General features: G+C 58.7%; 20 protein-coding genes and 1 riboswitch. Of the genes, 7 read left to right on the top strand and 13 right to left on the bottom strand.

Annotated features, from left to right (window positions below):
- Positions 1-178 precede the first annotated feature (178 nt).
- From ACR0AA_RS05945 to ACR0AA_RS05930, 4 genes are all read right to left on the bottom strand, one after another.
- Positions 179-2,719 (bottom strand): putative PEP-binding protein, encoded by a 2,541-nt coding sequence (locus ACR0AA_RS05945; protein ID WP_480755646.1) that lies wholly within the window; start codon positions 2,717-2,719, stop codon positions 179-181.
- Positions 2,720-2,783: 64 nt separating this feature from the next.
- A complete protein-coding gene (gene glyS, locus ACR0AA_RS05940; RefSeq protein WP_480755645.1) occupies positions 2,784-5,003 on the bottom strand; it encodes a glycine--tRNA ligase subunit beta in 2,220 nt (739 codons plus the stop codon).
- A gap of 9 nt (positions 5,004-5,012) precedes the next feature.
- Complete coding sequence (gene gltS, locus ACR0AA_RS05935) at positions 5,013-6,227, bottom strand: sodium/glutamate symporter (RefSeq protein ID WP_480755644.1); 1,215 nt, start codon at positions 6,225-6,227, stop codon at positions 5,013-5,015.
- A gap of 7 nt (positions 6,228-6,234) precedes the next feature.
- Positions 6,235-6,759, bottom strand: a complete 525-nt coding sequence (locus ACR0AA_RS05930) for a DUF6446 family protein (protein ID WP_480755643.1) — start codon at positions 6,757-6,759, stop codon at positions 6,235-6,237.
- Between the two features lie 91 nt (positions 6,760-6,850).
- On the opposite strand from ACR0AA_RS05930, the gene ACR0AA_RS05925 reads away from it, so the two are divergent.
- Positions 6,851-7,483: a MarC family protein gene (locus ACR0AA_RS05925; protein ID WP_480755642.1), complete on the top strand. Its 633-nt coding sequence runs from the start codon at positions 6,851-6,853 to the stop codon at positions 7,481-7,483.
- An 8-nt stretch (positions 7,484-7,491) separates the two neighbouring features.
- Here ACR0AA_RS05925 and ACR0AA_RS05920 read toward each other — a convergent pair whose 3' ends face one another.
- Positions 7,492-8,421: a glycine--tRNA ligase subunit alpha gene (locus ACR0AA_RS05920; protein ID WP_480661266.1), complete on the bottom strand. Its 930-nt coding sequence runs from the start codon at positions 8,419-8,421 to the stop codon at positions 7,492-7,494.
- A 205-nt stretch (positions 8,422-8,626) separates the two neighbouring features.
- Between ACR0AA_RS05920 and ACR0AA_RS05915 the strand changes: the two genes are divergently transcribed.
- Positions 8,627-10,360 carry a serine protease gene (locus tag ACR0AA_RS05915; protein ID WP_480755641.1) on the top strand — a complete coding sequence of 578 codons (1,734 nt, stop codon included), beginning with the start codon at positions 8,627-8,629 and terminating at the stop codon, positions 10,358-10,360.
- A 53-nt stretch (positions 10,361-10,413) separates the two neighbouring features.
- Here the strand turns inward: ACR0AA_RS05915 and ACR0AA_RS05910 are convergent, their stop codons facing one another.
- From ACR0AA_RS05910 to metZ, 5 genes are all read right to left on the bottom strand, one after another.
- Entirely contained in the window at positions 10,414-11,988 is a 1,575-nt protein-coding gene (locus ACR0AA_RS05910) for a thiamine pyrophosphate-binding protein (protein WP_480755640.1), read from the bottom strand.
- A complete protein-coding gene (locus ACR0AA_RS05905) occupies positions 11,988-13,436 on the bottom strand; it encodes a TrkH family potassium uptake protein (RefSeq protein WP_480755639.1) in 1,449 nt (482 codons plus the stop codon). The genes ACR0AA_RS05910 and ACR0AA_RS05905 overlap by 1 nt, the downstream gene beginning before the upstream one ends.
- A 50-nt stretch (positions 13,437-13,486) precedes the next feature.
- Positions 13,487-14,194 (bottom strand): hypothetical protein, encoded by a 708-nt coding sequence (locus tag ACR0AA_RS05900; RefSeq protein WP_480661262.1) that lies wholly within the window; start codon positions 14,192-14,194, stop codon positions 13,487-13,489.
- Positions 14,195-14,473: 279 nt separating this feature from the next.
- On the bottom strand, positions 14,474-15,577 hold the full coding sequence (gene folE2, locus ACR0AA_RS05895) for a GTP cyclohydrolase FolE2 (protein WP_480661261.1): 1,104 nt from the start codon (positions 15,575-15,577) through the stop codon (positions 14,474-14,476).
- Positions 15,578-15,745: 168 nt separating this feature from the next.
- Complete coding sequence (gene metZ / locus ACR0AA_RS05890) at positions 15,746-16,936, bottom strand: O-succinylhomoserine sulfhydrylase (RefSeq protein ID WP_480755638.1); 1,191 nt, start codon at positions 16,934-16,936, stop codon at positions 15,746-15,748.
- A gap of 65 nt (positions 16,937-17,001) precedes the next feature.
- Positions 17,002-17,079: riboswitch (SAM riboswitch) on the bottom strand.
- Positions 17,080-17,286: 207 nt separating this feature from the next.
- Here metZ and ACR0AA_RS05885 point away from each other — a divergent pair.
- The gene (locus ACR0AA_RS05885) at positions 17,287-18,147 is read left to right on the top strand and encodes an alpha/beta hydrolase (RefSeq protein ID WP_480755637.1); all 861 of its coding nucleotides are present in this window, start codon (positions 17,287-17,289) and stop codon (positions 18,145-18,147) included.
- A 23-nt stretch (positions 18,148-18,170) separates the two neighbouring features.
- Positions 18,171-18,860, top strand: coding sequence for a glutathione S-transferase N-terminal domain-containing protein (locus tag ACR0AA_RS05880; protein WP_480755636.1), 690 nt, complete (start codon positions 18,171-18,173; stop codon positions 18,858-18,860).
- Between the two features lie 42 nt (positions 18,861-18,902).
- Here the strand turns inward: ACR0AA_RS05880 and ACR0AA_RS05875 are convergent, their stop codons facing one another.
- Positions 18,903-19,853 carry a hypothetical protein gene (locus tag ACR0AA_RS05875; protein ID WP_480661257.1) on the bottom strand — a complete coding sequence of 317 codons (951 nt, stop codon included), beginning with the start codon at positions 19,851-19,853 and terminating at the stop codon, positions 18,903-18,905.
- 97 nt (positions 19,854-19,950) lie between these two features.
- A complete protein-coding gene (locus ACR0AA_RS05870) occupies positions 19,951-20,334 on the bottom strand; it encodes an OB-fold nucleic acid binding domain-containing protein (protein WP_480661256.1) in 384 nt (127 codons plus the stop codon).
- Between the two features lie 127 nt (positions 20,335-20,461).
- On the opposite strand from ACR0AA_RS05870, the gene ACR0AA_RS05865 reads away from it, so the two are divergent.
- Together ACR0AA_RS05865 and ACR0AA_RS05860 are read left to right on the top strand one after the other, a co-directional pair.
- Positions 20,462-20,785, top strand: coding sequence for a 2Fe-2S iron-sulfur cluster-binding protein (locus ACR0AA_RS05865; RefSeq protein WP_480661255.1), 324 nt, complete (start codon positions 20,462-20,464; stop codon positions 20,783-20,785).
- A gap of 164 nt (positions 20,786-20,949) precedes the next feature.
- Positions 20,950-21,570 carry an FG-GAP repeat domain-containing protein gene (locus tag ACR0AA_RS05860; RefSeq protein WP_480661254.1) on the top strand — a complete coding sequence of 207 codons (621 nt, stop codon included), beginning with the start codon at positions 20,950-20,952 and terminating at the stop codon, positions 21,568-21,570.
- A gap of 82 nt (positions 21,571-21,652) precedes the next feature.
- On the opposite strand, the gene purD is transcribed toward ACR0AA_RS05860, so the two are convergent.
- Positions 21,653-22,915, bottom strand: a complete 1,263-nt coding sequence (purD, locus tag ACR0AA_RS05855; protein WP_480661253.1) for a phosphoribosylamine--glycine ligase — start codon at positions 22,913-22,915, stop codon at positions 21,653-21,655.
- Between the two features lie 74 nt (positions 22,916-22,989).
- Between purD and xseA the strand changes: the two genes are divergently transcribed.
- Entirely contained in the window at positions 22,990-24,483 is a 1,494-nt protein-coding gene (xseA, locus tag ACR0AA_RS05850) for an exodeoxyribonuclease VII large subunit (protein WP_480661252.1), read from the top strand.
- The last annotated feature ends 2 nt before the right edge of the window (positions 24,484-24,485 follow it).

Below are 24,485 nucleotides of genomic sequence, written 5' to 3'. Positions count from 1 at the left end.
CTCGCACAGGCACATTCTGCGCCATACCCTCCCCCGGCGGGCGCGACGAGGCTCTTACCGAATTCAATCGGCCACGTCCAGTTCTGAGGAAAAAGCAAGTGGAAAATCGCCGTTTCGTCAACAATATTTGACGACGGCGCTCTCTGTCTCCTACTAATTCTAGTTTCGGAGTTGGCTGTCAACCCCCAAGTCTGGACGAAATCGCCAGTTGAGCGGCAGCCAGCCGAGCGACGGGGACTCGGAAGGGGGAACAGGACACATAGTCAAACCCCAAATCACGGCAAATGGCGATTGATTCGGGGTTACCGCCATGTTCACCGCAAACCGAAAGGGTCACATCCGGTTGTGCCTGCCGTCCACGTTCAGCCCCAAGTTTAAGAAGCTCACCTACCCCGTCCGGGTCCAGCACATGAAACGGATCTTCGACAAAGACACCCTGCCGCACATAGGCCGACATGAACCGGCCCGCATCATCCCGAGACAGCCCGTAGGTCATCTGTGTCAGGTCGTTGGTGCCGAAACTCAGAAACGCAGTCTGTGGCGCGATCTCATCGGCCCGCAGGCAAGCCCGCGGAGTTTCGACCATCACGCCCAGTCGGTATTCGAACTCCTGCCCGCGTTCGGCAGCGACGGAGGCAGCCACAGAATCGATGCGCGCCTTGACCAGTTCAACCTCGCGCTTGGCGGACACCAGCGGGATCATCACCTCTGGCACGACCGGCGCACCATCTTTGCTGGCCTCAAGCGTCGCCTCGAAAATCGCACGCGCCTGCATGTCATAGATTTCCGGCACTGTGACACCCAGACGAACACCACGCAGGCCCAGCATCGGGTTGTACTCGGTCATTGCGGCGACGCGGCGCTCGACATCCGAGACCGGCAAATCCAAAGCCTCGGCCAGCTCGTGCTGCCCTCCGCGCGTAGTCGGCAGGAATTCGTGTAATGGCGGATCGAACAGGCGGATGCAGACGGGCTGCCCTTCCATGATTCTGAATAGCTGCACAAAGTCGTCGCGCTGCATCGGCAGCAAGCGTTCCAGCACAGCTGCACGGCCGGAGGACGTTTGCGCAAAAATCATCTCGCGCATCACGATCAGACGACCGGGATCAAAGAACATGTGCTCGGTCCGGCACAGCCCGATTCCCTGCGCCATGAAATTCCGCGCAGTTTGCGCGTCAGCCGGCGTGTCGGCGTTGGCGCGAATTGCAATGTCGCGCTCTTGGTCGGCCCAACCCATCAGGGTTTGGAAACAGTCATCCAAGGCGGCTTCCAGCATAGTCGGCATCCCAGCCAGCACCTGCCCCGAACTGCCGTCGATAGTCAGTGTGTCGCCCGTCTTGAAAACGCGCCCGTCCGGTGCGGTCAGCTGTTTTGCCTTGGTCTGAAAGCGCATCTCTGACGCACCGACGATACAGGGCAGCCCCAAACCACGGCCAATCACCGCCGCATGGCTGGTCATGCCGCCCTTTTCGGTCAGCACGGCCACCGCTGCATGCATCCCACGCACGTCTTCCGGAGACGTCTCACGGCGCACCAGAATGCAGGGCTCGCCCCGCGCGGCGCTTGCCTGCGCCTCAGCCGAGGTGAACACGATCTTGCCTGTCGCTGCGCCAGGGCTGGCGGCGATACCGGTGGTCAGCGTGTCCCGACGCGCATCCGGATGGACTTGCCGGTGCAGCAACTCATTCAGCGAGTGCGGATCGACCCGCATCACCGCCTCTTGTGGCGGGATAATACCGTCCTCGGCCAAACGCACGGCGATCCGCATCGCAGCCCGGGCACTGCGCTGCACACGCACGCCATCCAAAATATGAACATGGCCGTTTTCGATCACAAACTCGACCTGCATTTCCTCGCGCAGCTTGATCCGCATCAGCGCCGCATGCGCTTTTAGATCTGCAAACGCCTCGGGCGCGACATCTTCCAAAGACGCTCCGCGCGGGTCCTTCTCAAGGTAAAGCGCGGCAACGCCTTCTCCCAACGCGTCCCTGCCCTGGCTCTGGCTAAGATACCGACCGGTTATCTGAGGCAATCCGGTCGTCGGATCGATCAGCTGCAGAACCCCCGACCCGCACTCGCCCTGACCGACGCCCGGGATCATCTCTTGGATCACAAGCCCCAGCCCCGCATCCGCAGGCGCACCCTTGGCCTGACGCAGCAACCGGGCCGAGGTGCCATCCCATGCCCGCGCCATTGAGCGCAGAACAGCGATCAACTGCTCGCCCCGATCCTGCGGAAAGGCTTCGTCGGTTTCGTCCTCATAGGCGCGCAGAGATTCCTTCAGCCCCTCGCGCCCATCCGCTTCGATCTCGTCGAACACGTCCGGGTCAAGGCGGGCAACATGAACGGCGTAGCTTTGCACAAAGCGCAGGTACAGCGCAGCGGCTGCTTCGACACCCATTGAATCCGACAGGTCGACATAGCGTGCATCATTCATGCCGATGTTCAGAATGGCTCCCGGGCCGCCCCAGTCCGGGTCTTCAGAGCTGGGTCGAACACATAACAGAGCGGTCTGGTCGAACTGGTCAAGAATGGCGCTAATGTCCGGCACCAACCCGTCCGAGATCTGATGAACGGCGTCAAACGACAAGGCAACCGTCCGCGGCACCGGCAGGTCCAACCGGACCAGACGTTGCAGGCATTTCGCCCGGCCGCCATGGGTATTGGCGGCAACGGGGGCTTCGGACGTGATCAGCGTGGTATTCGGATTATTCTGCACTGCGGCACCTTTTGGTTTGCACGCAGCATAAGCCCCTGCACCAATGGCGCAAGGGCGTTCTGGATCAGCCTTCGATGCGGCTCAGATCGGCAACACTGGAACAGACCTGACGGATCTGGCTCAGCAGGTTTAGACGGTTACGGCGCAGGATGTCGTTGTCCGTATTGACCTGAACATCCTCAAAGAACGCATCCACCGGGCCGCGCAGATCGGCCATGGCCGACATGGCGGCGGGGAAATCCTCGGCCGTCAGCGCCGGATCAATCTTGGCCTGTGCAGCTTCCAACGCGCCGAACAGAGCCTTTTCACTTTCGGTCTCTGCAAACTTGATATCGGCACCATAGGAATATTCGACCCCGTCCTTTTCCTCGGCTTGCGTCAGGATATTGTTGGCGCGCTTGAAGCCCTGCACGAGGTTCTCGCCATCCTCGGTCGAGATCACCTCGTTCAGAGCGCGGGCACGTTTGACCAACAGGTTGAGGTCGTCATTCCCCTCCATCGCGATACAGGCGTCGATGATGTCGTGGCGGATGCCTTCGTCGCGAAGGAAGGTCTTGAGGCGGTCGTGGAAAAAAGAAAGAAGATCGTCGGACGCGTCTGGAACACTGTTTTCCAGTCGTAGAAAATCAGCAGCCGGGCTGTCTCCTAGCTTGTCTTTGACCGCTTGGAAGGCCGCACCGAAGACACCGTGATCCGCAATTTCGTCCAACAGATCTTCAACATTCGATTTCGGCAAGGAATCGTTGATGGCACTTTCTGCACGTATCAACTGGCTGTCAAAAAGCCGATCCAAAGTTAGACGCAAATCGTTTTCAAGTATCAACCGTGTCACGCCCAACGCCGCGCGACGCAGCGCAAACGGGTCTTTCGAGCCGGTCGGCTTCTCATCAATCGCCCAGAATCCGGTCAGCGTGTCCAGCTTGTCGGCCAGTGCTACGGTCACCGACAGCGGTGCGGTCGGGACGTCATCGGAAGGGCCAAGCGGCGAGTAATGCTCCTCCGCCACGGCGGCCACGGCGGCGTCTTCGCCTGCGGCTTCGACGTAGTACCGCCCCATAAGCCCCTGAAGCTCTGGGAATTCATAGACCATCTCGGAACTCAGATCGGCCTTGGCCAGACGCGCGGCTTTCTCGGCCTGATCGGCATCTGCGCCAGTTACTGAGGCCAACTCACGGGTCAACGCGGCAATACGGTCGATCCGTTCCGCTTGCGTGCCAAGCTTGTTGTGGAACGTCACATTCTCCAGCGCGCGGGTCCATTGGGCGATGTCCGATTTGGCAACGCGCAGGTCATTCTCCCAGAAGAACTTGGCATCGGCCAGACGCGCCGACAAAACCTTTTGGTTCCCCGCCAGGATGGTCGCGCCATTGTCGGTGGTTTCGCGGTTGGCAACGGTGATGAACCGTTCGATCCGGCCGGTCTTGGGATTGCGAACCGAGAAGAACTTCTGATGCTCTTTCATCGAGGTCTGCAGAACCTCGGGCGGCAGTTCCAGAAACTCGTCATCGATCTGGCCCATCAAGACCACGGGCCATTCGACCAGACCGGCAACCTCGGCCAGCAGGCCCTTGTCGTCGACCACTTCCAGTCCCGCCGCAAAGGCAAGATTCTGGGCGTCGTTCCAGATGTGCTCTGCGCGCTCCGCAGGCGACAGCACAACAAAGGCGCGCTTCAGTTTGGCGGCATAATCCTCGAAGGACGACACGGCAAAACGCCCCGGTGCCATGAACCGGTGGCCTTCGGTAGTGTCGCTGGTCTTGATGCCGTCGATCTCCATCGGCACAACCTGCGCGCCGGTCTCGTCGGTCAGAATGCACAGGATCGAGTGCAGCGGGCGCACCCAGCGCAAACCACCACTGCCCCAGCGCATCGATTTCGGCCAGGGGAAGTTGCGGATCGTCACCTCGAGAACCTCGGCGATGATCTCAGCCGCCGGACGGCCGGGTTTTTCGATGGTGGCGAAATAGACCGCACCTTTGGGTGTTTCGCGTTCTTCCAGCTGATCGCGGTTCAGACCTGCGCCGCGCAGGAAGCCCTCGATGGCTTTGTCCGGCGCGCCCACTTTCGGACCTTTGCGTTCTTCGCGGGTGGTGGGGCTTTCGGCCAGCAACCCTTCTACCGCCAGCGTCAAACGGCGCGGTGTTGTCAGCGAAGCGGCAGAAGCATAGGTCAAACCAGCCTCGACCAAACCATCGGTGATCCGCTTTTTCAGGTCTTCACCGGCGCGGGTCTGCATGCGCGCGGGGATTTCCTCGGAAAACAATTCGATCAGCAGGTCGGGCATATTCGGTCCTTAGAAATTGACGATCGTCTGAATGACGATGGCATTAGCGATATCCACAAAGAATGCGGATACAAGGGGCAGCACGATAAAGGCAATAGGCGATGGGCCATATCGCTTGGTGACTGCGGTCATATTTGCAATAGCGGTCGGGGTGGCACCCAGAGCAAAACCTCCGAACCCGGCGGCCAGAACGGCGGCGCGATAGTTGGAGCCCATGACAGGAAACAGAACCCAGATCACGAAGGCAACTGTGAACAGCGTCTGGGCGGACATGATAACCACGATCGCCAGGCCGAGCTCCGCGATGGTCCAAAGCTGCAGGCTCATCAGAGACATCGCCAGAAAGGCACCCAGCGAAAATTCAGAGATCAGCGCCAACGAAGGCGTGCGTTCGACCGGTGGCCGGTTGGGCGCAAGCCAGGCGCGCAGGTTTGCAATCACAATGCCCATAATCAGACAGGGGACGAACAGAGGCAGCTTCAGACCGGCAGCGCTGATTGCCTCGCCCAGCGAATACCCCGCGATGATTGCCAGGTTGAGGAACAGCAGAACCCGCATGATCGACAGGTGGTCGATCCTGCTGGACGCATCATCCCCGTCGGCGGGCAGGCCCACAGTATGCTCTTCATCAGGACGCGCGGGGTTGAGGTTGCGCCCTTCGACCAGAAGCCTTGCAATCGGACCCCCGACCAGTGCGGCCAGCACCAGCCCGAGCGTTGCGACAGCGACCCCCAATTCAGTCGCCCCGTCCAGGCCGGTGGCCTCCGCCACTTCTGGCGCCCAGGCAATTGCGGTGCCGTGTCCACCGATCAGCGCAGCCGAGCCGAAGAGAACCCCAGCCTGTGCCGGGTAGCCAAACATCGACGCCCCCAGCGCGCCGATCCCATTTTGCGCTACGATCGTGATCAACGTCAGTATCAGCAGCAAAAACAGTGGCTTACCACCCGAAATCAAATCGGAAATCCGCGCATTCAACCCGATACCTGCAAAGAACACCACCAACAGGAAATCCCGTGTTGCAAGATCAAAGGACAGTTCAATATCGAAGACCAGATACAGAAACAGCACGACCAGAGAGGCCAGCAATCCGCCCGTAACGGGTTCGGGAATGTTGAATTGACGCAGTGTGGCGATGCGCGTGTTGATCTCGGCCCCAAGAAGATACACCGCAAATCCCAGCGTGGCTGTTAGAAAATCGGGTATCTGCAGGGTTTCGGCAGTCATCCTGTCCTCAATTCTGTGGCCGGTCCGGGCATTCCTCGCCAATCACGGTGCCGTCATATGCCTTTTCCCCGCAATTGTTCAGGACGTGCCAGACATATCCTTTACCGTCATTTGTAACCGCAACAATACGATCAACACCAAAATGGATGTTCTTGGCTCCCATGAATGCTTTGGCATCGCCGGATTTCAGGGCATCCGCCAATGCGACTGCGTCATAGCAATCGAACCACCCGGGTGCTGTCAGCGGCTCTGCATCCTCGACGACGATATGGGTTTCCTGGATCTGCGCAGGCGTCAAATCGGTTTCGAAACAGGCTCGGTAGCGGATAGGAGAGCTGTCTGCGTTAATCGCCTGAAACGCGCTGTAGGAAATCGGCGTGGGCTCTTCGCCACCTTCCGTCGCCAACATGACGTCCTGCCCCGGCTTGGATTCAACATCATAGTAAAAGCCGTAAATCTGCAGGTAATACATCCCGACACCGGCCACAACAGCCGAGACCAATAGAATGATCGCAAGCAATTTTCCTGTCATCGTCTTTTCCTTCTGCTCACGATGCCTCTTTCACGAACGGTAAAAATAGGACAGGTTCCAATTGTTTACAGGCCGCAAAGAGACTTTTGGAATGGACAGCACCCTTGCCGTAGGATTTTTCGGAGCGCTTTTTGCGATCATGAATCCCATTACGAACCTGCCGGTTTTCCTCAGCGTCACGGACGGCTTGCCACCTGCCGAGCAACGAAAGGTTGCGACGAAGACCGCCATCTACTGCCTGATCCTCGGCGGTGCGTTTGCGGCCATTGGCAACCAGACGCTGGGCCTGTTTGGTATCAGCGTGGATGATCTGCGCGTCGCTGGCGGTCTGGTTGTCCTGATGATCGGGCTGAACATGCTGAACGGCAAACCCAGCACGTCGCACCATGGGACCGAAGGGGAACGGCAGTCCTATCCCGAACCGGACACCGTTGCCTTTTACCCGCTGGCCTTCCCGATTCTTGTGGGACCGGGCACGATAACGACGCTGATCCTGTATGCGCACCATATCAAAAACACCATCGATGCCACTGTTTACGCAGGTGTTTTTCTGATCGTTCTGTTGCTGCTGTTCGTGACGTTCTGGAACGCTTCGGCCATAGCGAAACGCCTGTCCGAAAACGCGCGCGTCATCATGAGCCGGTTCATGGGCATGATCCTGTCGGCCATCGCGATCGGGATGATCGCGGCTGGCCTCAAGGTCTTGCTGCCCGGACTGGCCTGAGCGGCGCATTAAGCCTCGAACCCGGCTGCCTCGGTCAACAGAAATGCATCCGCGCATTGTTTCGCCAAAGCCCGCACTCGCCCGATATAGGCCTGGCGCTCGGTTACCGAGATCACGCCGCGCGCGTCGAGCAGATTGAACACGTGGCTGGCCTTGATGCACTGATCATAAGCCGGGTGCGCCATGATGATGCGCTTGCCAGTCTTTGGGTCGTCATGTTCCTGCGCCAGAATGGCCGCGCATTCGGCCTCAGCCTCTTCGAAGTGGCGCAGCAGAACCTCGGTGTTGGCCACGTCAAAGTTCCAGCGGGCGTATTCTTCTTCGGTCTGCTTAAAGATGTCGCCATAGGTCAGCGGGCTGGGCGACTGAGGGTCGTTGAAGGGCATGTCCATCACGTGGTCAATGCCAAGCACATACATTGCCAGACGCTCCAAACCATAGGTCAACTCGCCCGAAACCGGCGCGCAATCGTGACCGCCAACCTGTTGGAAATAGGTGAATTGGCTGACTTCCATACCGTCGCACCAAACTTCCCAACCAAGACCCCAGGCGCCAAGGGTTGGGCTTTCCCAGTCATCCTCGACAAATCGGATGTCGTGCAGGTTCATGTCGATGCCGATCGCCTCGAGCGAGCCCAGATACAGTTCCTGCAGATCCGGCGGGCTGGGTTTGATCAGCACCTGATACTGGTAATAGTGCTGCAACCGGTTCGGGTTCTCACCGTAGCGTCCGTCCGTCGGGCGGCGCGAGGGTTGAACGTAAGCTGCAGCCCAGGCTTTGGAGCCCAGAGCGCGCAAAGTCGTCGCCGGGTGGAATGTCCCTGCCCCGACCTCCATGTCATAAGACTGCAGAATGGCGCAGCCTTTCGAGGCCCAATAGGACTGCAGTCGCAGGATAATCTCCTGAAAAGAACGTGGTGCGCTGGACGGTTCGGTCATGACATTCCCTTTGGGCACATCCGCGCCCTGTTCCGGTCGGTTTTGTCCTTCCTATGCAAGGGGCCAACGGGCGTCAACGGGCGTCAGCGCCCATGCTGTCACTGCGCGGCCACACTGGAAATTCCCCGTATTCCGGGCATGGCGTTCCGCGCATCAAATCGCGTAGTCTCCGGCAAAGATAAAACACTGCGGACACGGGCAGACAATGACACGCATATTCACGGCTATATTGTTTCTTTTTCTATGCGGCACGCGAGCCGTTTTTGCACAGCAGGATGCTGGTGTGTGGGTACAGGTCGAAGCGCAACCGTCGCTGCGTGAAGCGCAGGAACGGGCGCAGGCATATGCAAATTTCCTGCCTGACGTAAACGGATTTCGTCTGAACTCTGGTTGGTATGCCATTGTTATCGGGCCCTATTTGCGCAATGACGCCGAGCAGGTTTTGCGTGTTTACCGGGCCGAGGGGCAGATACCGGCAGACAGCTACATCGCATTCTCGAATGCGCTGGGTCAGCAATTCTGGCCAATCGGCGCGAATATCCTCGACCGGGGTGTCGTGACGGCCCCCGTTGAACCCCAGCCGGAACAGCCGTCGGTCGGGCTGACACCGCAGGCGTCTGATGAAACGCGGTCGCAAGCTTTGCAAAGCGAACGCCTGCTGACCGCGAAAGAACGTCAGGACCTGCAGACCGCGCTTCAGGCGGCTGGCTTCTATAACTCGACAATCGACGGTGCGTTTGGTCAAGGCACGCGCCGTTCGATGGGCGATTGGCAGCGGTTTAACGGCTACGAGGCGACCGGCGTTTTGACGACCGCGCAGCGTAAAGCACTGATGGATGACTTTAACGCCCCCCTGCTGAGCGTGGGGATGGATCGCCATTCGGACGCGCAGGCCGGTATCAATGTAGATCTGCCGATGGGTGTCATTGCGTTTGACCGGTACGAAGCACCGTTTGTCCACTTCAACAACTCGACCGATCTGGGCGCAAAGGCTCTGCTGATCAGCCAGAAAGGCGACAAAGCCACGTTGCGCGCCTTGTACGAGGTGATGCAGTCGCTGGAAATCGTTCCGCTCGACGGCCCCCGGCAGTTGCGTGGCGACAGCTTTACCCTTGAAGGTCGCGGCAACGGAATCGTGTCCTATAGCGAGGCGCGGCTGGATAACGGCCAGATCAAAGGATTTACCCTGGTTTGGCCCGAGGGCGACGATGCCCGTTGGGCCAGAGTGCTGGCGGCAATCAAGGCCAGCTTCACGCCAACCGGCGCGGTGCTGGACGCTTCGGCCGGAGCGGACGCTGAGCAACGTATCGATCTGGTCTCAGGCCTGCAGATCCGCAAACCTCGCCTGTCCCGCTCGGGCTTTTTTGCCGACGCCGCTGGCACTGTCCTGACCGTGTCCGAGGCGGTCAATAACTGCACGCGTATCACGCTGGATGGCGATCAGGAGCTTCAGGTCGCCTGGTCGGACGCGGATCTGGGAATCGCTGTTCTGCGGCCCAACCGTAATCTGGTTCCGGTCAACGTGGCAGAATTCAGCACAGACGCTCCACGCATCCAATCCGAGGTCGCAGTGTCCGGGTTTTCCTATCAAGGCGCATTGGGTGCGCCGACGCTCACCTACGGCCAAATCGCTGACCTGCGCGGATTGAATGGCGAAGACGGAGTAAAGCGTCTGGCGCTGGCAGCTCAGCCGGGCGACGCTGGCGGGCCGGTTTTTGACGGCAATGGCCAGGTTGTTGGCATGCTGCTGCCGACGCCGACCGAGGGGCGCACCCTGCCCGAAACCGTCAGCCTTGCCGCCACTGCGAACCGACTAAACGAGGCATTAGCCAAGGCCGGAGTGTCGGGCCAATCGGGCCAATCCGCAGCACAAGTTTCCCCCAACGAGCTTAGCCGACGTGCCACCGGGATGACCGTTTTGGTCCATTGCTGGGATTGATACGCGCCAAGTGAGAAACAAGCGCCGCTCTTTCGGGCGGCGCTTTTTGTTGGCTAGAGGATATCCGGCGTGACGCGGATCAGGGTCGGAACCGGCGCGTCGAATGCCGAACGAACTGCGGCCTGCATCTCGTCCAGATTGGACGGCGCAGCCGACAAAGCGCCAAACGCCTCGGCCAATTTACAGAAATCCGGGTTGCGGGCCACGACTGCATTCGCGGCGATCTGTCCCCTGACCATGCTGTCTTCGATCTCTTTGAGTTTCCCATTGTCCCAAAGGATGATCGGCAGAGACAGGCCCATTTCGACGGCGACGCCAAGCTCCTGCATTGTATAATGAAAACCATAATCGCCAGCGATTACCGCAGTCGGTTTCCCCCTGCGGGCCACAGCCCCACCAATCCCAGCCGGTAGCGCATAGCCCAAAGTGCCGAACCCCGTTGGGTGGTGCCAATGGTAGGGATAAGCCATGTCCCAGACTTCTTTGGCGACGTAGGCGAACTGGGTCATGTCTGAATAGATCATGGTGTCGCCCGGCATGGCTTCGCGCAATGCGTCCATGACCGGAACAATGCCAGGGCGTTCCACATCGACCTCAGCCCGCCAGCGGTTGCGCGCCTCGGCCACTTCTGCCGCTGACCAGCCGGTCGCAGGTTTCACATGATCAGTGGCTTCCAAAAGCGCGCGAGCAAAGCTTTCACCATCTGCCTGCAGCTTGACCGCTGCCCGGTGGCGATCAGACAGAACTTTCGGATCGAGATCGACGCGCACCAGATTGGCAGAGTTGCCCAATGAATCGCGCCACAGGTCCACTTCGCCCAATTCCGCGCCCACCACGACCACAAGATCTGCTGAGGCGATGAAATCCGCGCTGCCTGGTCGTGGAAGCATGGCTCCAAAATCCAGTGCATAACCCAGCCCGGCCATTCCACGCCCGGCATAGGTGGTGAAACAGGCCGCACCCAATTCAGTCAGGATCTGCCGCCACAAGTTGGATCGTGCCCCGCCGCCTAGAATAAACAATGGACGCCGCGCGATATTCAGCATGGACATCACTGGTGCAATGTCCGGCGGCAGGACCTTTGTCGGCAACGCAGGTTGGTTTGGAAACGGTGCAGGGTCAGCGTCAGCTTCGAGCTGCGCAATAGGCACCTGAATATGCTTTGGACGTGGGCGGCTGAGTTCGAATTCCTCGAAGGCGCGTTCAACCAACCCATAGGCTGCCTCAGCCGTATTGGCCTGACGCGACCAGTCAGTCACGGTTTCGGCTGCCGCCCGCTGATCTTTCATCTGATGCAATTGGCCATGCACAGCCTGCGCTTCGTCCAGACAGGACGACAAAACCAGCATCGGCACCGAATCCGTATAGGCCTGCCCCATCGGCGTCATGATATTGCACAGCCCTGGCCCCGTGATGACATAGGCGACGCCCGGCTTTCCAGTCGCTCGAGCATAGCCATCGGCCATGAAGCCCGCGCCCTGCTCGTGCCGGGCTAAAACGTGCGTAATGCCCGCCTCTTCGATCCCGCGATACATTTCCTGATTATGCACGCCGGGAATGCCAAAGATGACATCCACACCGCGATCCCTGAGCATATGCGAAATTTGCGCACCAAGGGGTCTTTTCATCAGTTTCTCCAGAATTGGACAGTGAACAGAGCGTAGACGGCCAACAGCTCAAGCCGTCCGACCAACATACCGATAGAAAGCAACCACTTGGCGGTGTCACTGAGCCCCGCAAAGTTGCCAGCCGGTCCGATTTTATCCCCCAGCCCCGGCCCGACATTGGCCAAAGCTGTGGCTGCCCCAGAGACCGATGTGATGAAATCCAGTCCTGTCAGCGCCAGCGCCCAGGCGAGCACACCCAGCGAAACCACGAAAAACATGAAAAAGCTCATCACAGAGGTCAGAACATCAGGCCCAATCGTGCGGCCGTCATACTGAGGTGTAAAGACACCATGTGGTGTACGAATCCGGCGGATCTGGGTTTTGATCGAGGCAAACAGCAGCTGATACCGGAAGATCTTGATCGAACAGGCGGTAGACCCCGCGCACCCGCCGATCAGACCGATCAGAAAGAACATCATGATCGGAAAGCTGCCCCAGCCCATATAGTCGACGCTGGCATAGCCCGTGCCAGAAATGATCGACGTTATGTTGAACAAGGACTCCCGAACGGCCTGTTCCCAATGATGTGGAAAGACAGACGTCAGAAAGACTGCCATGATGACAACCAATACCAAAATAGTAGCCAGGAAAGTTCGAATCTGACTGTCGCGAAAAATCGATTTCGTATTGCCATTTGCGAACTGGACATATCGGACGAATGGCAGCGCCGCCAGGATCATGAAGACCGAGGCCGCATATTCGGCAGGGCCGGAAAACGTCCCAAAGGACGCATCGTAGTTCGAGAAGCCACCGGTTGAAATGGTCGTCAGTGAATGAACCACGGCATCAAAAAAACCCATCCCCAGGCCCGCGTAAACCAAAGCGCAGACAACGGTCAAAAAGACGTAGATCAGAGAAATCTGGCCCGCGATCTCCTGCGCGCGCGGCAAGATTTTCCCCATGGTTTCAAATCCTTCCGATCGGAAGATCTGCATACCACCGACGCGAAGTTCGGGCAGGAAAACCATTGCTACGACGATGATGCCGATACCGCCAAGCCATTGCAGCAATCCCCGCCACAGCAACAGGCCCCGCGGCAGGTTATCGAGCCCCGAGAGAACGGTCGAACCGGTTGTCGTCAGACCAGACATTGCCTCGAAGTAAGCATCGACAAAACGCAGTTCGGTCTCACCGAACAGGAACGGTATCGCTCCGAAAAAGGGCAGCGCGACCCAAACGCCGGTGGTCAGCAAAAAGGTTTGACGGATCGTCAGACCTTCGCCCACCCCGTTGGAACAGCTCATCGCCAGAATGACGCCGGTCAGAATCGTGATGACGCCGCTTTCCAGAAACACGTGCCACTCACCCCGGCCTTCAATGAAGTCCGCAAGCATGGGCAGCATCATGGTCGCCCCAAGAATGGCGACCAACAGGCCAATCACATATCCAACCGGGCGCATGTCCGTCATGAGGCGCAGCGTTGGCGCGCCTGCACGACTGTGTCAAGCGGTGTCCGGTTTTACTCTTTCGTTTTAACCGCAGGTGATGGCATCGCAGGCGGTTTGGACGGTGCCCGTGTACGACGCACCGGAGCCTCAGCCGCTTGAGACGTTGCCGGTTTTGCCGCCTCAGACGCAGCAACCGACGGATTTACGTTTGCCGGCTGGGCCTCAACTGGTTTAACGGCCGGCTTGACCGGAGCCTTTGGCGCCTCGGTCTTGACGCTCACCTGAGGCGGCGTTGGCTTGGCGGCCTGAGCTTTAGGCGCAGGCGTTTTCGCGACCGCCGGTTTTTGCGCAACCGGCTTCGGTTTGGCAGCTATTGCTGGTTTCGCTGCCGGCTGATTTTTCGCGACAGCGGGTTTTGCCACCGGTTTACTTGGAACCTCGGCAGTTTTTGCCGCTACCGGAGCCGTCTTTGGCGCGGCCGGCTTGGGTGATTCGACCTTTGGTTTGGTAACCGTTTTCTTGCGGGCGACGGGCTTGGGTTTCGCGACCGGCGCTGGCTTGGCCTTTGCAGCCGGTTTTGCCTTGGGTTTGACCTGTTCCGATGGTGCAACCGGTGTCGGAGCTGCGGCTGACGCGTGCAAAGCGTGCACTGACACAAACGGCAGTTCCATTGCCGAGCGGGTCAAAATCTGCATTATTTTCATTTGGTTGCTAACCGCATATCCGGCCATACGAATGGCCGCAGCCTGAAACTCCAGCGGTTGGGAAATCGGGTTCATACGTTAGTTCTCCTCTGAAATCGATGCAGCCGACAAAAGAGTGAAGGGCCCTGCCCGTCCCGATTTCTCGGGCGGATTGCGCAGTCAAGCAACTCTGAGCGTCGCACGTCCCAGCTTCCTTTCAGGGTGGCAGACCCTGCAAAAAATGCGCACCTGCCACGGCTGCATTCCGTGCCAGTGTACCGCGAACAACCGTGCGAGCGCAGCAATATTCGCTGCGCTGCGGCGGAAAACCGCCGTTAGTCTAACTTTGATACTTTTATTGTCTGTTCTGAACGGTCACCCGACGTGGAACAGAGTGCTGAACATCCTTGGATCCAGGCTGGCCGAAACAAAGGTCGGACCTTCCGTCAGAACCGAGACCGCGTCGTGGCTGTGCAGACTTTCCTGATGGCTGGCAACCACACGGAAATCGCCGACATGGTGGTCGGCCAGCAACTCGGCGCAGAACAGACGGGCCGCATCTTCGACGAAGATCGGGTTGGCGGCATTGAGCTCTGCAAAGGCTTGTTCGTCTTCGCGTTTGACCATCACCTGGGTTTCTGTCGGCACTGCACGTCGGCAAATGGCGATCAGGTCCTCGAACCACAGACAATCCGCGTCACAATCGACCACGACCGAAATTCGGGCCACCGACCGCTGCGAATGCGGCGTTGCCAGCTGCCCGCGAGTTGAACGCGCGTGTTCGCTGAGCTCCAGCGAACAAGGGCAAGTCGAAGAGTAGACATAGTCCAGATGCATGATCTTCTGACGCACGCCGCCCTGTTCTACCAGCTCAAGCGCGATGTCGTAGTATTGGTACCCTTGCAGGCCAGATCGCAGGCTTTTTACCCGGTCAGGGTACGAAAACCGCATCTGAATACGTGCGTCGAAACTGTCCAAGTCGGATATGTAGTCATCAAGCGCCGCTTCCATCACCTCAAAGCTGAAGGTGCGTTCGGCATGCTTGTAGAACGAGCGCATGATCCGGGACATGTTGATACCTTTCTTTTCGGCATCAAGGCTAACCGTTCCGGTGATCGAGGTTTCGAGCGTTAAGTCTTCGCCATGCTTGCGATGGAACCGGATCGGCAGGCGGAAATTGGAAATCCCGACATGCTGGATCTGTTGCTTGGCACCGCGGATCAGGCTGGACGGACCGTTTTGTAGGTCCGGCAATGTGGCGCGATACGCGCTGTCGACTGCGAACCCCTCGGGGTAGTTACGCGATAACGACGGGTAATTTACCGGAACCAGACCGGGCACCAGCCGAGCAATCGCCGGGTCCAGCTGACTGATCTCGGTTTCGGTCGCTGACTCGGCCCACTTCCGCAATGTCTTCAGTGCGGCTTCGGCTTCGTCGTTGCCGGGCGTGTCCTCAATGTCGCGGGGGTGCACGTTCATCGATCGGGTTCCTCGGTTGATCGCCGGACTATATACAGCTTCGGCGCGTTTTCCAGTGTACCTTTATACGCTGGAAATCACAGTCCGGATCGAAATTCGGCGAATAACGCATGAGTTGCGTCATTTTCACTTAGTTTCGATCCGGATTTCGGTAAACCGCCGTCGCTGTTAACGTTGCGACACATCCAGGGCCTGTTTGATGTCGGCAAGCAAATCGCCGGCATCTTCCAACCCCACGGAAAAGCGAATGAGGCCGGGTGTAATGCCCAACTCGTCCTTCTGCTCATCACTCAGCCGCTGGTGGGTGGTCGTGGCCGGGTGTGTCGCGATCGATTTGGCATCCCCCAGATTGTTGGAGATCACCGGGATTGTCAGCGCGTTCAGGAACGCAAACGCAGCTTCCTTACCGCCTTTGATATCCAGCGACAGAACGGTTCCGCCCTTGCCGCCCAGCTGGGTCTGAACCAACGCATTCTGAGCGTGGGTTTTCAGGCCGGGATACAAGGTGCGTTCAAGCGCCGAATGCCCTTCCAGCGCCTCGGCAATAACCTGCGCTGTCTCGGCCTGAGCGTTAACGCGCAGCGCCATTGTCTCGAGACCTTTCAGCATGATCCAGGCATTGAACGGGCTCAACGCGCCGCCGGTGTGTTTCAGATAGGGTTCAACGGTTCCCCGGATGAAGTCCTTGGTACCGATGATGACACCGCCCAGAGCACGCCCCTGACCGTCGATATGCTTGGTCGCGGAGTAGACGACAACGTCGGCCCCCTGCTCGATCGCGCGCGAGAAGACAGGCGTGGAAAAGACATTGTCCACGATCACAAGCGCATCAACCGCATGAGCCAGCTCGGCAACTGCCGCGATGTCGATCACCTCGAGCGTTGGGTTCGACATGGATTCGAAGAACACGGCTTTCGTGTCCGGCCGGATAGCGGTCTGCCACGCGTCCAGATCGGTGCCGTCCACAAACGTAACCTCAACACCAAAGCGGGTCAGGATGTTCTCGAGGATATACAGGCACGACCCGAACAAAGCTTTGGCCGACACCACATGATCGCCCGCCTTCAGCATCGAGGTCAGTGCCGCGTTTACCGCAGCCATGCCCGACGCAGTGGCAAACGCATCCTCTCCGCCTTCCAGCGCCGCAATACGCTGTTCGAACATGGACACGGTTGGGTTGCCGTAGCGGGCATAGATGAACTCGTCCGGGCCGGTCTCAATGAACCGCGCCTCGGCCTGCTCGGCCGTCTCGTAGACAAAGCCTTGCGTCAGAAAGATCGCTTCGCTGACCTCATTGTATTGGCTGCGACGGGTGCCGCCATGGACGGCTTGGGTGCGTTTGTTCCAGCTCTCGCTCATCTCATTCCTCTCGACCCTTGTCAGGCAAGGGCATCAAAAAAACCCCAGACGCGGTCAAGCGAAAGGGGCCTTTCATCCTGACCTTTTAGCGGTTTTGTTTAGCGTGGCCCGCAATCCGGTAACAAATCGCCACGTGGTGCCGTTGCCCTTACGCCGCACTTGCGAATTCGTCAACCCTGACTGGGGCAACGTCACGGTTCTGTAACCGCTCTTTCACCAAAGCGTTATAGCGTTATGACACATCGGCACCACAACATCTTGTGTGAGGCGGAGCCAAGCCAGTTGTCAGGATCAATGCCATCGGAGACACCGTCACCCGGCACCGCAGCCCCCGATCACCCCGCAGCGCCTTGCGTCAGACCCGAGATACACAGGGGCCGGTCATCATCATGACCCACGGCTTCAAGTATCGGCCAGAAGACGGCAAGGCGTGCCCGCACCGGCATATTTTTGTCCCCTCACCCAACGCCGATGTCGTGGCATTGCGCCAGCTGTCCGCAACAACGGGCTTTGGCTCCGGTTTCGATGATGAGGGCCTGGGCATCGCCTTTGGATGGAATGCGCGGGCACCATTGTCGGCGAGCCGCCGACGTGCCGTTGACGCCGGGCGTGCGCTTGCGGATGTGATCCGCTACTTGCGCCGTCTCAACCCGAATCGACCGATCCATTTCATCGAGCATTCGATGGGTACGGAACTGGCGCTGGAAGCTCTGCACCACATCCAAACCGGATCGCTGAGCCGCATCATTTCGATGACCGGCGGCGCGTATCAAAGCCGAACGCTGAGCGCGCTGGAAACCCCGGCAGGTCGTCAGGCCGAGTTCATCAACGTGACCAGCCGAGAAAACGACATGTTTGATTTCATGTATGAATGGCTGATCCAGCCACCCCAGCGCGGCGACCGTAGCATCGGCCTCGGGTTCGACGCTCCAAACGCGGTGCCCCTGCAGATCGATTGCTCTGATACGCTTGACCATCATTCGCGCATGATCTTCCCGGTCGGCGCCCCGCAACGCCGTGTCTGCCACTGGTACAGTTACACCCGTCCCGGCGTTCTGCGCCTGTACAACGCCCTGTTGCGCAATCAGGACCACCTAAGCCTGCACCAACTGCGCGGCGGCTTCCCGGAACAGTCCGCCCGCCGTTGGTCACGGCTTTTTGCGCTGCCTCGCCCGCACGACCTCTTGCCGTTTGCACAGAAAGCCTCATGATCTTCTCAACTTGAGGAGACGCCATGATCGACCTGTATTTCTGGCCCACGCCGAATGGCTGGAAGGTATCCATCGCCTTGGAAGAGATGGAGCTGCCCTACACCACCCACCTGATCAATATCGGCAAGGGCGATCAGTTCGATCCCGAATTCCTGAAGATCGCCCCCAACAATCGGATGCCCGCGATCGTTGATCCTGACGGCCCGGACGGCGAACCGATCTCGGTGTTCGAAAGCGGCGCGATCCTGATGTATCTGGCTCGCAAAACCGGGCGCTTCTATGGGAAAACCGAGCGGGACCGGATCGCAGTCGAGGAATGGCTGATGTGGCAGATGGGCGGCGTCGGCCCGATGGCCGGTCAGGCACATCACTTCCTGAAATACGCGCCCAACATGGACCCACCACAGGACCTACCCTACGCCAAAGACCGCTATCGGGCAGAGGTTGGGCGGCTGTATGGCGTGCTGGATCGACGGCTGGCCGAGAACGAATACGTCGCGGGCGATTTCTACTCGATCGCCGACATGTCGATCTGGGGCTGGGCCAGCCTGTGGGAAGGTCAGCAGCAGATATTGGAGGACAAACCCCATTTCACCCGCTGGCTTGAAACGGTGAGCGCCCGCCCGGCGGTCCAGGCAGGACGCGCATTACACGCCGAGCTGCGAGGCGATCATAGGGACAAACAGGCGCAAGAAGTTTTGTTCAAACGCTAAGAAATGCGCCCGAGCTGTGGTCTTGACGACTGCCTATAGCTTCTACACTGACCCACCGCTGCGACTTGGAGGGTCATCGTTGAATTGTTCAAAAAATCGCGCAAGGCCAACCAGTGGAGAGGTGTGAGGAAGATCGACCAGTGCAATAGATTCGCGGCCTTGTGCCCGCATCAACTGCCCGTACATGTGGTCACCCGCAAAGTCCGTAAGCCAGAAGCCTGCTTCCGCGTGGATATTGGCTTGGTCGAATACTGTGCGTTTTTCGCAAATGGTCATTCGCCCCGCAGGGCGGACGCTGAGATATTCAACCTCGACACGCGCCTCTCCATCAATCTCATGATATACTGAAATTACCTGATTGAGGTCATCCTCCTGCTCTATCCTGCAGTAATAGCTCAGCATCTCGACCTCTGGCTCGAGGGTCTCAGCGTTCACGGTGTTAACGTTGGTGTTAACGAGAAAGAGCCCATTCTCACCCACAGGACCGGATTTAGTGCGATCATCGGCGCTATCTGGTGCGGATTTGAGAATTTGAAACGCCTCATTCGGGGGTATGCCCGTTCGAATACGCGAGTACATTCGCTTGGTTCCGAGAGAGTATTTTTCAAATGTACTGGGTAGCCAATTCAGCCCGAGCCACAAAAAAAATCCGCCGAATACGACTCCGAAAATCAACCAGGCAGTGGCTTGTCCGCGATTGTGGTCCGGCGCGGTTGCCTGCAAGGTTTCGAATAGTGGAAAGAGCATCAGAACCAGCCCAAGCACAATTGCTGTGGTAAGCGTTTCCCACCAGACGCGCGGATAAGTAAGTACTAAACTCATAATGACCGTAATACAGAACAGGGCTGCACCAGCTCGGATCAGGGGGGCCTGTAACAATGCAGAAGGCCCAAAGAGCCACCAGCCAAGTGACCATTGTACGAATATGGCCAAAAGACAGGCTATGATGAGTCTGCGCAACCGGATAATACGGTAAAAATACTTGTTGTTCATAATTTATCGCCTTTAAGTTGCAGCACTTTCTTCACTTAAGTTTGGCGAAATCATGACGTTTCCAACCAACTGATGTCAGTTTGGCAGGCACCCGCCGTTATGTTGGCGGTTTATGCTCCCCCCGCACCAGCACATCCAGCATTCCCGAGATATCCTCGACCTCTTCCGCGATCACATGAGTCACCGAATGCGCCCGCTGCATCCGACCAGTGACCCGCAGCAGCCTTCCCGAAATCACCGCACGGCGGAATTGTTCGTAGATCTTGCGCCAGACCACCACGTTCACGATGCCGGTCTCATCCTCAAGCGTGACAAAGATCACGCCCTTGGCAGTGCCCGGCCTCTGCCGCAGGATCACCAGCCCCGCAACGGCCACCAGCGCGCCGTCGGGTGGGTCATCCAGCCGATTGGCCGGCAGGCACGCGGGTGGGCGTGGCCAGGTCCGGTCCGAGGATGCAGGGCGGGCAGACAGCACAATCATGGGAACAAAGATAGAACATACGTAAGGAAAGTCCAGAGGCGGCGCGACGAGTCGCAAATGAGACTGGAAAGAGCTAAATGCCTTCACTAAGGAAGAATTCGACAAGCGAAAGAGGAAGACGCACGCAATGGCAAAGATCACCTATGTCGAGCACAGCGGTACCGAACACACTGTTGACGTCGCCAACGGCCTGACCGTCATGGAAGGTGCCCGCGACAACAATATCCCCGGCATCGAGGCCGACTGCGGCGGCGCCTGCGCCTGTTCGACCTGCCATGTCTACATCCACCCAGACTGGGTCGAGAAGGTTCCTGCCAAGGATGACATGGAAGAGGACATGCTGGACTTTGCCTACGAGCCCGACCCCGCCCGTTCTCGCCTGACCTGCCAGATCAAAGTCACCGACGAATTGGATGGCCTCGTCGTTCAGATGCCCGAAAAGCAAATCTAATGCCCTCCAAAGCGCCGCGCCTGCCCGTCCGCGTTTGGCAAGGTCGGGCGCGCGGCGCGCTATTCGGGGTGTGCGCGTGGCTGGCCGGCGTGGCCTCCGCGGCTGCCGAAACTGCCATAAGCGCACGTTTCACTGAACCAACAGATCGTTACGCTCATGGAGTCTTGGGCGATAACATCGAATATGGCACGCTGGAGATTACGGCTTCCAACGCTGCGTCCCAGAGACGTCTGAACCAGCCCGCCTCCGAATACTCGACAGTCACGGTCAATCTACCGTTTGATCGCGTCTTCGAAGACCTGGAGCCGCGCATCGTCGATGTCGATCAGGACGGCACATCCGAAGTCATCGTCATCGAATCCAGTATTCGTGAAGGTGCACAGCTGGCAATCTACGACTCACGTGGCGAAAAGATCGCCGCCACGCCCCATATCGGCACCCGCTTCCGCTGGCTTGCTCCGGTCGGAGCCGCCGACCTGGATGGGGATGGGAATATCGAAATTGCCTATGTCGACCGCCCGCATTTGGCCAAAACCTTACGCATCTGGCGCTTCGAAAATGGAAAGCTGACCGAGATCGCCTCGCTGCCCAACCTCACCAATCATCGCATCGGCGAGGATTTTATCTCGGGCGGCCTGCGTGACTGCGGCGACACCCCGGAATTGATACTCGTCAATGACAACTGGACGCGTGTCAAAAGCGTCTCATTCCAGCAAGACTGGATCTCCACTGACCTCGGCCCCTTCACTGGCCCCAAAAGCCTGAAGCGTGCCACGACCTGCTGATCCGCTATTTCATCTGGCTAAAAATACCTTGGGGGGCGAGGCCGCAGGCCGAGGGGGCAAAGCCCCCTAGCCGATCAGTCCCTTAGAGCGCCCGCCACCCTATGTCGCGACGATAGTAGCCTTCTGGCCAATCAACACCTTCGACCATCTCGTAAACCCGATCCCTCGCTTCTTTTAGCGTCTCACCGCGCGCGGTGACGTTCAGAACCCGTCCGCCCGCAGCCTGCAACTGCCCATCAACGGCCTTGGTGCCTGCGTGAAAGACCATGTTACTGCTGTCTTCAGGAAGCGCATCCAAACCTTTGATTACGGTTCCTTTAGTATAGTTTCCGGGATACCCCTGCGCCGCCATTACAACCGTCATTGCGTGGTCGTCGGCCCAGTTCACCTGCGTCTCGCTCAACCGCCCTTCGGCAGCGGCGTGCAGCAGGTCTAAAACTTGCGCTCCAAGCCGCATCATCAGGACCTGGCATTCCGGATCGCCAAATCGAACATTGTATTCAACCAGCCGAGGCTGACCGTCCTTGATCATCAAACCCGCGTACAGAACGCCCTGAAATGGCATGCCGCGGCGCTTCATTTCGGCCATGGTCGGGCGCACGATCTCTTCCATTGCTCGCGTTTCGATCTCGGCACTCAGAACTGGCGCGGGGGAATACGCACCCATGCCGCCGGTGTTCAAACCTGTGTCACCCTCTCCGACACGTTTGTGGTCTTGGGCTGTGCCGATGGACAGAATGTCCTCACCATCACACAACACGAACAACGACGCTTCTTCGCCCTCCATGAATTCTTCGATGACCACTTCGGCCCCTGCACCTCCGAACGCGCCGCCGAACATGTCGTCGATGGCGTCCAACGCCGTCTGTTCGTCCATCGCGACGATCACGCCTTTGCCTGCCGCCAGACCATCAGCCTTGACGACGATAGGCGCGCCTTGTTCGCGGATATAGGTTTTGGCGGGCTCAGCCTCAGTGAACCGGGCATAAGCTGCCGTAGGCGCATTCGAGGCGTCACAGATTTCCTTGGTAAAGCTCTTTGACGCCTCCAGTTGAGCCGCATCGGCAGACGGGCCAAAGACCAGAACGCCCGCTTCACGCAGCCGATCTGCGACACCGGCGGCCAAGGGGGCCTCGGGGCCGACGATCACGAAATCAATCGCGTTCTCTTCGGCAAAGCTGACGACCGCGCCACCGTTCTCGATATCCAGCGCTGCGCACTCGGCGATCTGAGCGATCCCGGCATTTCCCGGCGCAACGATCAGTCGGTCACATTTGGGGTTTTGCATCACCGCCCAGGCGAGGCTGTGTTCGCGCCCGCCGCTGCCGAGAATAAGGATGTTCATGAAGGTCTCCGATCTGCTTGGCCTCGCCTTCCGGGCGTTCTAAGCTGGGCGGGCATTTGACACAAGGCGCTGAAATGTCCGACCTGCTTGATGACCCGATCCCGGGCCAAAACACCCCTGAATATACCGTTTCGGACATCTCGGGCGAGGTGAAACGCACACTTGAAGGCGCGTTCGGGCGAATCCGTGTCCGCGGTGAAGTCGGCCGCGTGTTCAAGGCACGGTCGGGCCACCTGTACTATGACATCAAGGATGACCGGAATGTTCTGGCCTGCACCACATGGAAAGGTCAGATTTCCGGTCTGTCTGTCGTTCCCGAAGAAGGTCTTGAAGTTGTCGTCACCGGTCGATTGACGGCCTTCGGCGCTCAGTCAAAGTACAACCTGAACGTCGATGAGGTCGCTGTCGCCGGACAAGGTGCCCTGATGGCCCTGCTGGAAAAGCGTAAGAAGCAGCTTGAAGCCGAAGGCCTTTTCGCTCCCGAGCGGAAAAAACCACTGCCCTATCTGCCACAGATCATTGGCGTTGTGACCTCTCCGTCCGGGGCCGTGATCCGGGATATCCTTCACCGCCTGCGTGACCGCTTTCCGCGCAAGGTGCTGATCTGGCCCGTTGCCGTACAAGGTGCCAACTGCGCGCCAGAGGTCGCGCGCGCGATTGATGGGTTCAACAAACTGACGCCGGGCGGCGCGCTGCCCCGCCCTGATCTGATCATCGTCGCGCGTGGCGGCGGATCAATCGAAGACCTTTGGGGGTTCAACGAAGAGATCGTCGCGCGGGCTACCGCCGCCTCGGAGATTCCCTTGATTTCGGCGGTAGGCCACGAAACGGATACGACGCTGATAGACTTTGTCTCGGACCGTCGCGCACCGACGCCAACGGCCGCCGCAGAGCTTGCTGTCCCTGTTCGCATGGAATTGCTGGCCTGGACGGGCGAACAAGGCGCGCGCCTGTCCCGGGCGGCCACAGATGCTGTACAGCGGCGTTCTCAGCGCTTGCGCGACCTGTCCCGAGCGTTGCCGCGCCCCGATAGCCTGTTGAACACACCGCGCCAACGCCTTGACTTAATTGCAGATCGACTCACACCTGCTTTAGAGCGCGGCGTTCAAAACCGTCGCCTGCAAGTCGTTGAACTGTCAGCACATCTGCGACCGTCTACATTGCGGAATTTGGTTTCGAACAGAAATGAGGCTCTGCGAAATCTATCGTCGCGGTTATCTCTGCGACCGATCCAGCGGGAAATCCAGCAACAGCGGCAGAATATCAACGGCTTGGCCGACCGCATGAATGCAGCGCAAGTCACTCGTTTGGATCGCATGCGGCAAAAGCTGGATGCCGCCGACCGGTTGAGGGAAACGCTCAGCTACAAAGCAACTCTGCAACGGGGTTACGCGGTTGTCCGGGCCGAGGATCAAGTTCTGACAACTAAAGAGCAGGCATCGAAACACAGCGCATTCGAGATCGAGTTCGCAGATGGAGTACTGAAGACCGGGCAGGTTCCGGCCGCCCGGACATCCTCGAAGAATCCCGCTAAGAAAGACGCGCCAGATCAGGGATCGTTGTTCTAAAC

The organism is Ruegeria sp. CE8, from assembly GCF_056537465.1.
The sequence above is the reverse complement of the archived record's forward strand: the minus strand, read 5'-3'. Positions and strand labels throughout refer to the sequence as shown.

What these genes read in the sequence shown, in the direction of transcription:
- ACR0AA_RS05930 (WP_480755643.1), bottom strand. Translation starts at nt 6,759, where the DNA reads ATGACAGGAAAATTGCTTGCGATCATTCTATTGGTCTCGGCTGTTGTG.
- ACR0AA_RS05880 (WP_480755636.1), top strand. Translation starts at nt 18,171, where the DNA reads ATGATCGACCTGTATTTCTGGCCCACGCCGAATGGCTGGAAGGTATCC.
- ACR0AA_RS05900 (WP_480661262.1), bottom strand. Translation starts at nt 14,194, where the DNA reads ATGAACCCGATTTCCCAACCGCTGGAGTTTCAGGCTGCGGCCATTCGT.
- ACR0AA_RS05920 (WP_480661266.1), bottom strand. Translation starts at nt 8,421, where the DNA reads ATGACCGAACCGTCCAGCGCACCACGTTCTTTTCAGGAGATTATCCTG.
- ACR0AA_RS05915 (WP_480755641.1), top strand. Translation starts at nt 8,627, where the DNA reads ATGACACGCATATTCACGGCTATATTGTTTCTTTTTCTATGCGGCACG.
- xseA (WP_480661252.1), top strand. Translation starts at nt 22,990, where the DNA reads ATGTCCGACCTGCTTGATGACCCGATCCCGGGCCAAAACACCCCTGAA.
- ACR0AA_RS05865 (WP_480661255.1), top strand. Translation starts at nt 20,462, where the DNA reads ATGGCAAAGATCACCTATGTCGAGCACAGCGGTACCGAACACACTGTT.
- ACR0AA_RS05905 (WP_480755639.1), bottom strand. Translation starts at nt 13,436, where the DNA reads ATGACGGACATGCGCCCGGTTGGATATGTGATTGGCCTGTTGGTCGCC.
- metZ (WP_480755638.1), bottom strand. Translation starts at nt 16,936, where the DNA reads ATGAGCGAGAGCTGGAACAAACGCACCCAAGCCGTCCATGGCGGCACC.
- ACR0AA_RS05925 (WP_480755642.1), top strand. Translation starts at nt 6,851, where the DNA reads ATGGACAGCACCCTTGCCGTAGGATTTTTCGGAGCGCTTTTTGCGATC.
- purD (WP_480661253.1), bottom strand. Translation starts at nt 22,915, where the DNA reads ATGAACATCCTTATTCTCGGCAGCGGCGGGCGCGAACACAGCCTCGCC.
- ACR0AA_RS05910 (WP_480755640.1), bottom strand. Translation starts at nt 11,988, where the DNA reads ATGAAAAGACCCCTTGGTGCGCAAATTTCGCATATGCTCAGGGATCGC.
- ACR0AA_RS05870 (WP_480661256.1), bottom strand. Translation starts at nt 20,334, where the DNA reads ATGATTGTGCTGTCTGCCCGCCCTGCATCCTCGGACCGGACCTGGCCA.
- gltS (WP_480755644.1), bottom strand. Translation starts at nt 6,227, where the DNA reads ATGACTGCCGAAACCCTGCAGATACCCGATTTTCTAACAGCCACGCTG.
- folE2 (WP_480661261.1), bottom strand. Translation starts at nt 15,577, where the DNA reads ATGAACGTGCACCCCCGCGACATTGAGGACACGCCCGGCAACGACGAA.
- ACR0AA_RS05875 (WP_480661257.1), bottom strand. Translation starts at nt 19,853, where the DNA reads ATGAACAACAAGTATTTTTACCGTATTATCCGGTTGCGCAGACTCATC.
- glyS (WP_480755645.1), bottom strand. Translation starts at nt 5,003, where the DNA reads ATGCCCGACCTGCTGATCGAATTGTTTTCCGAGGAAATCCCCGCGCGC.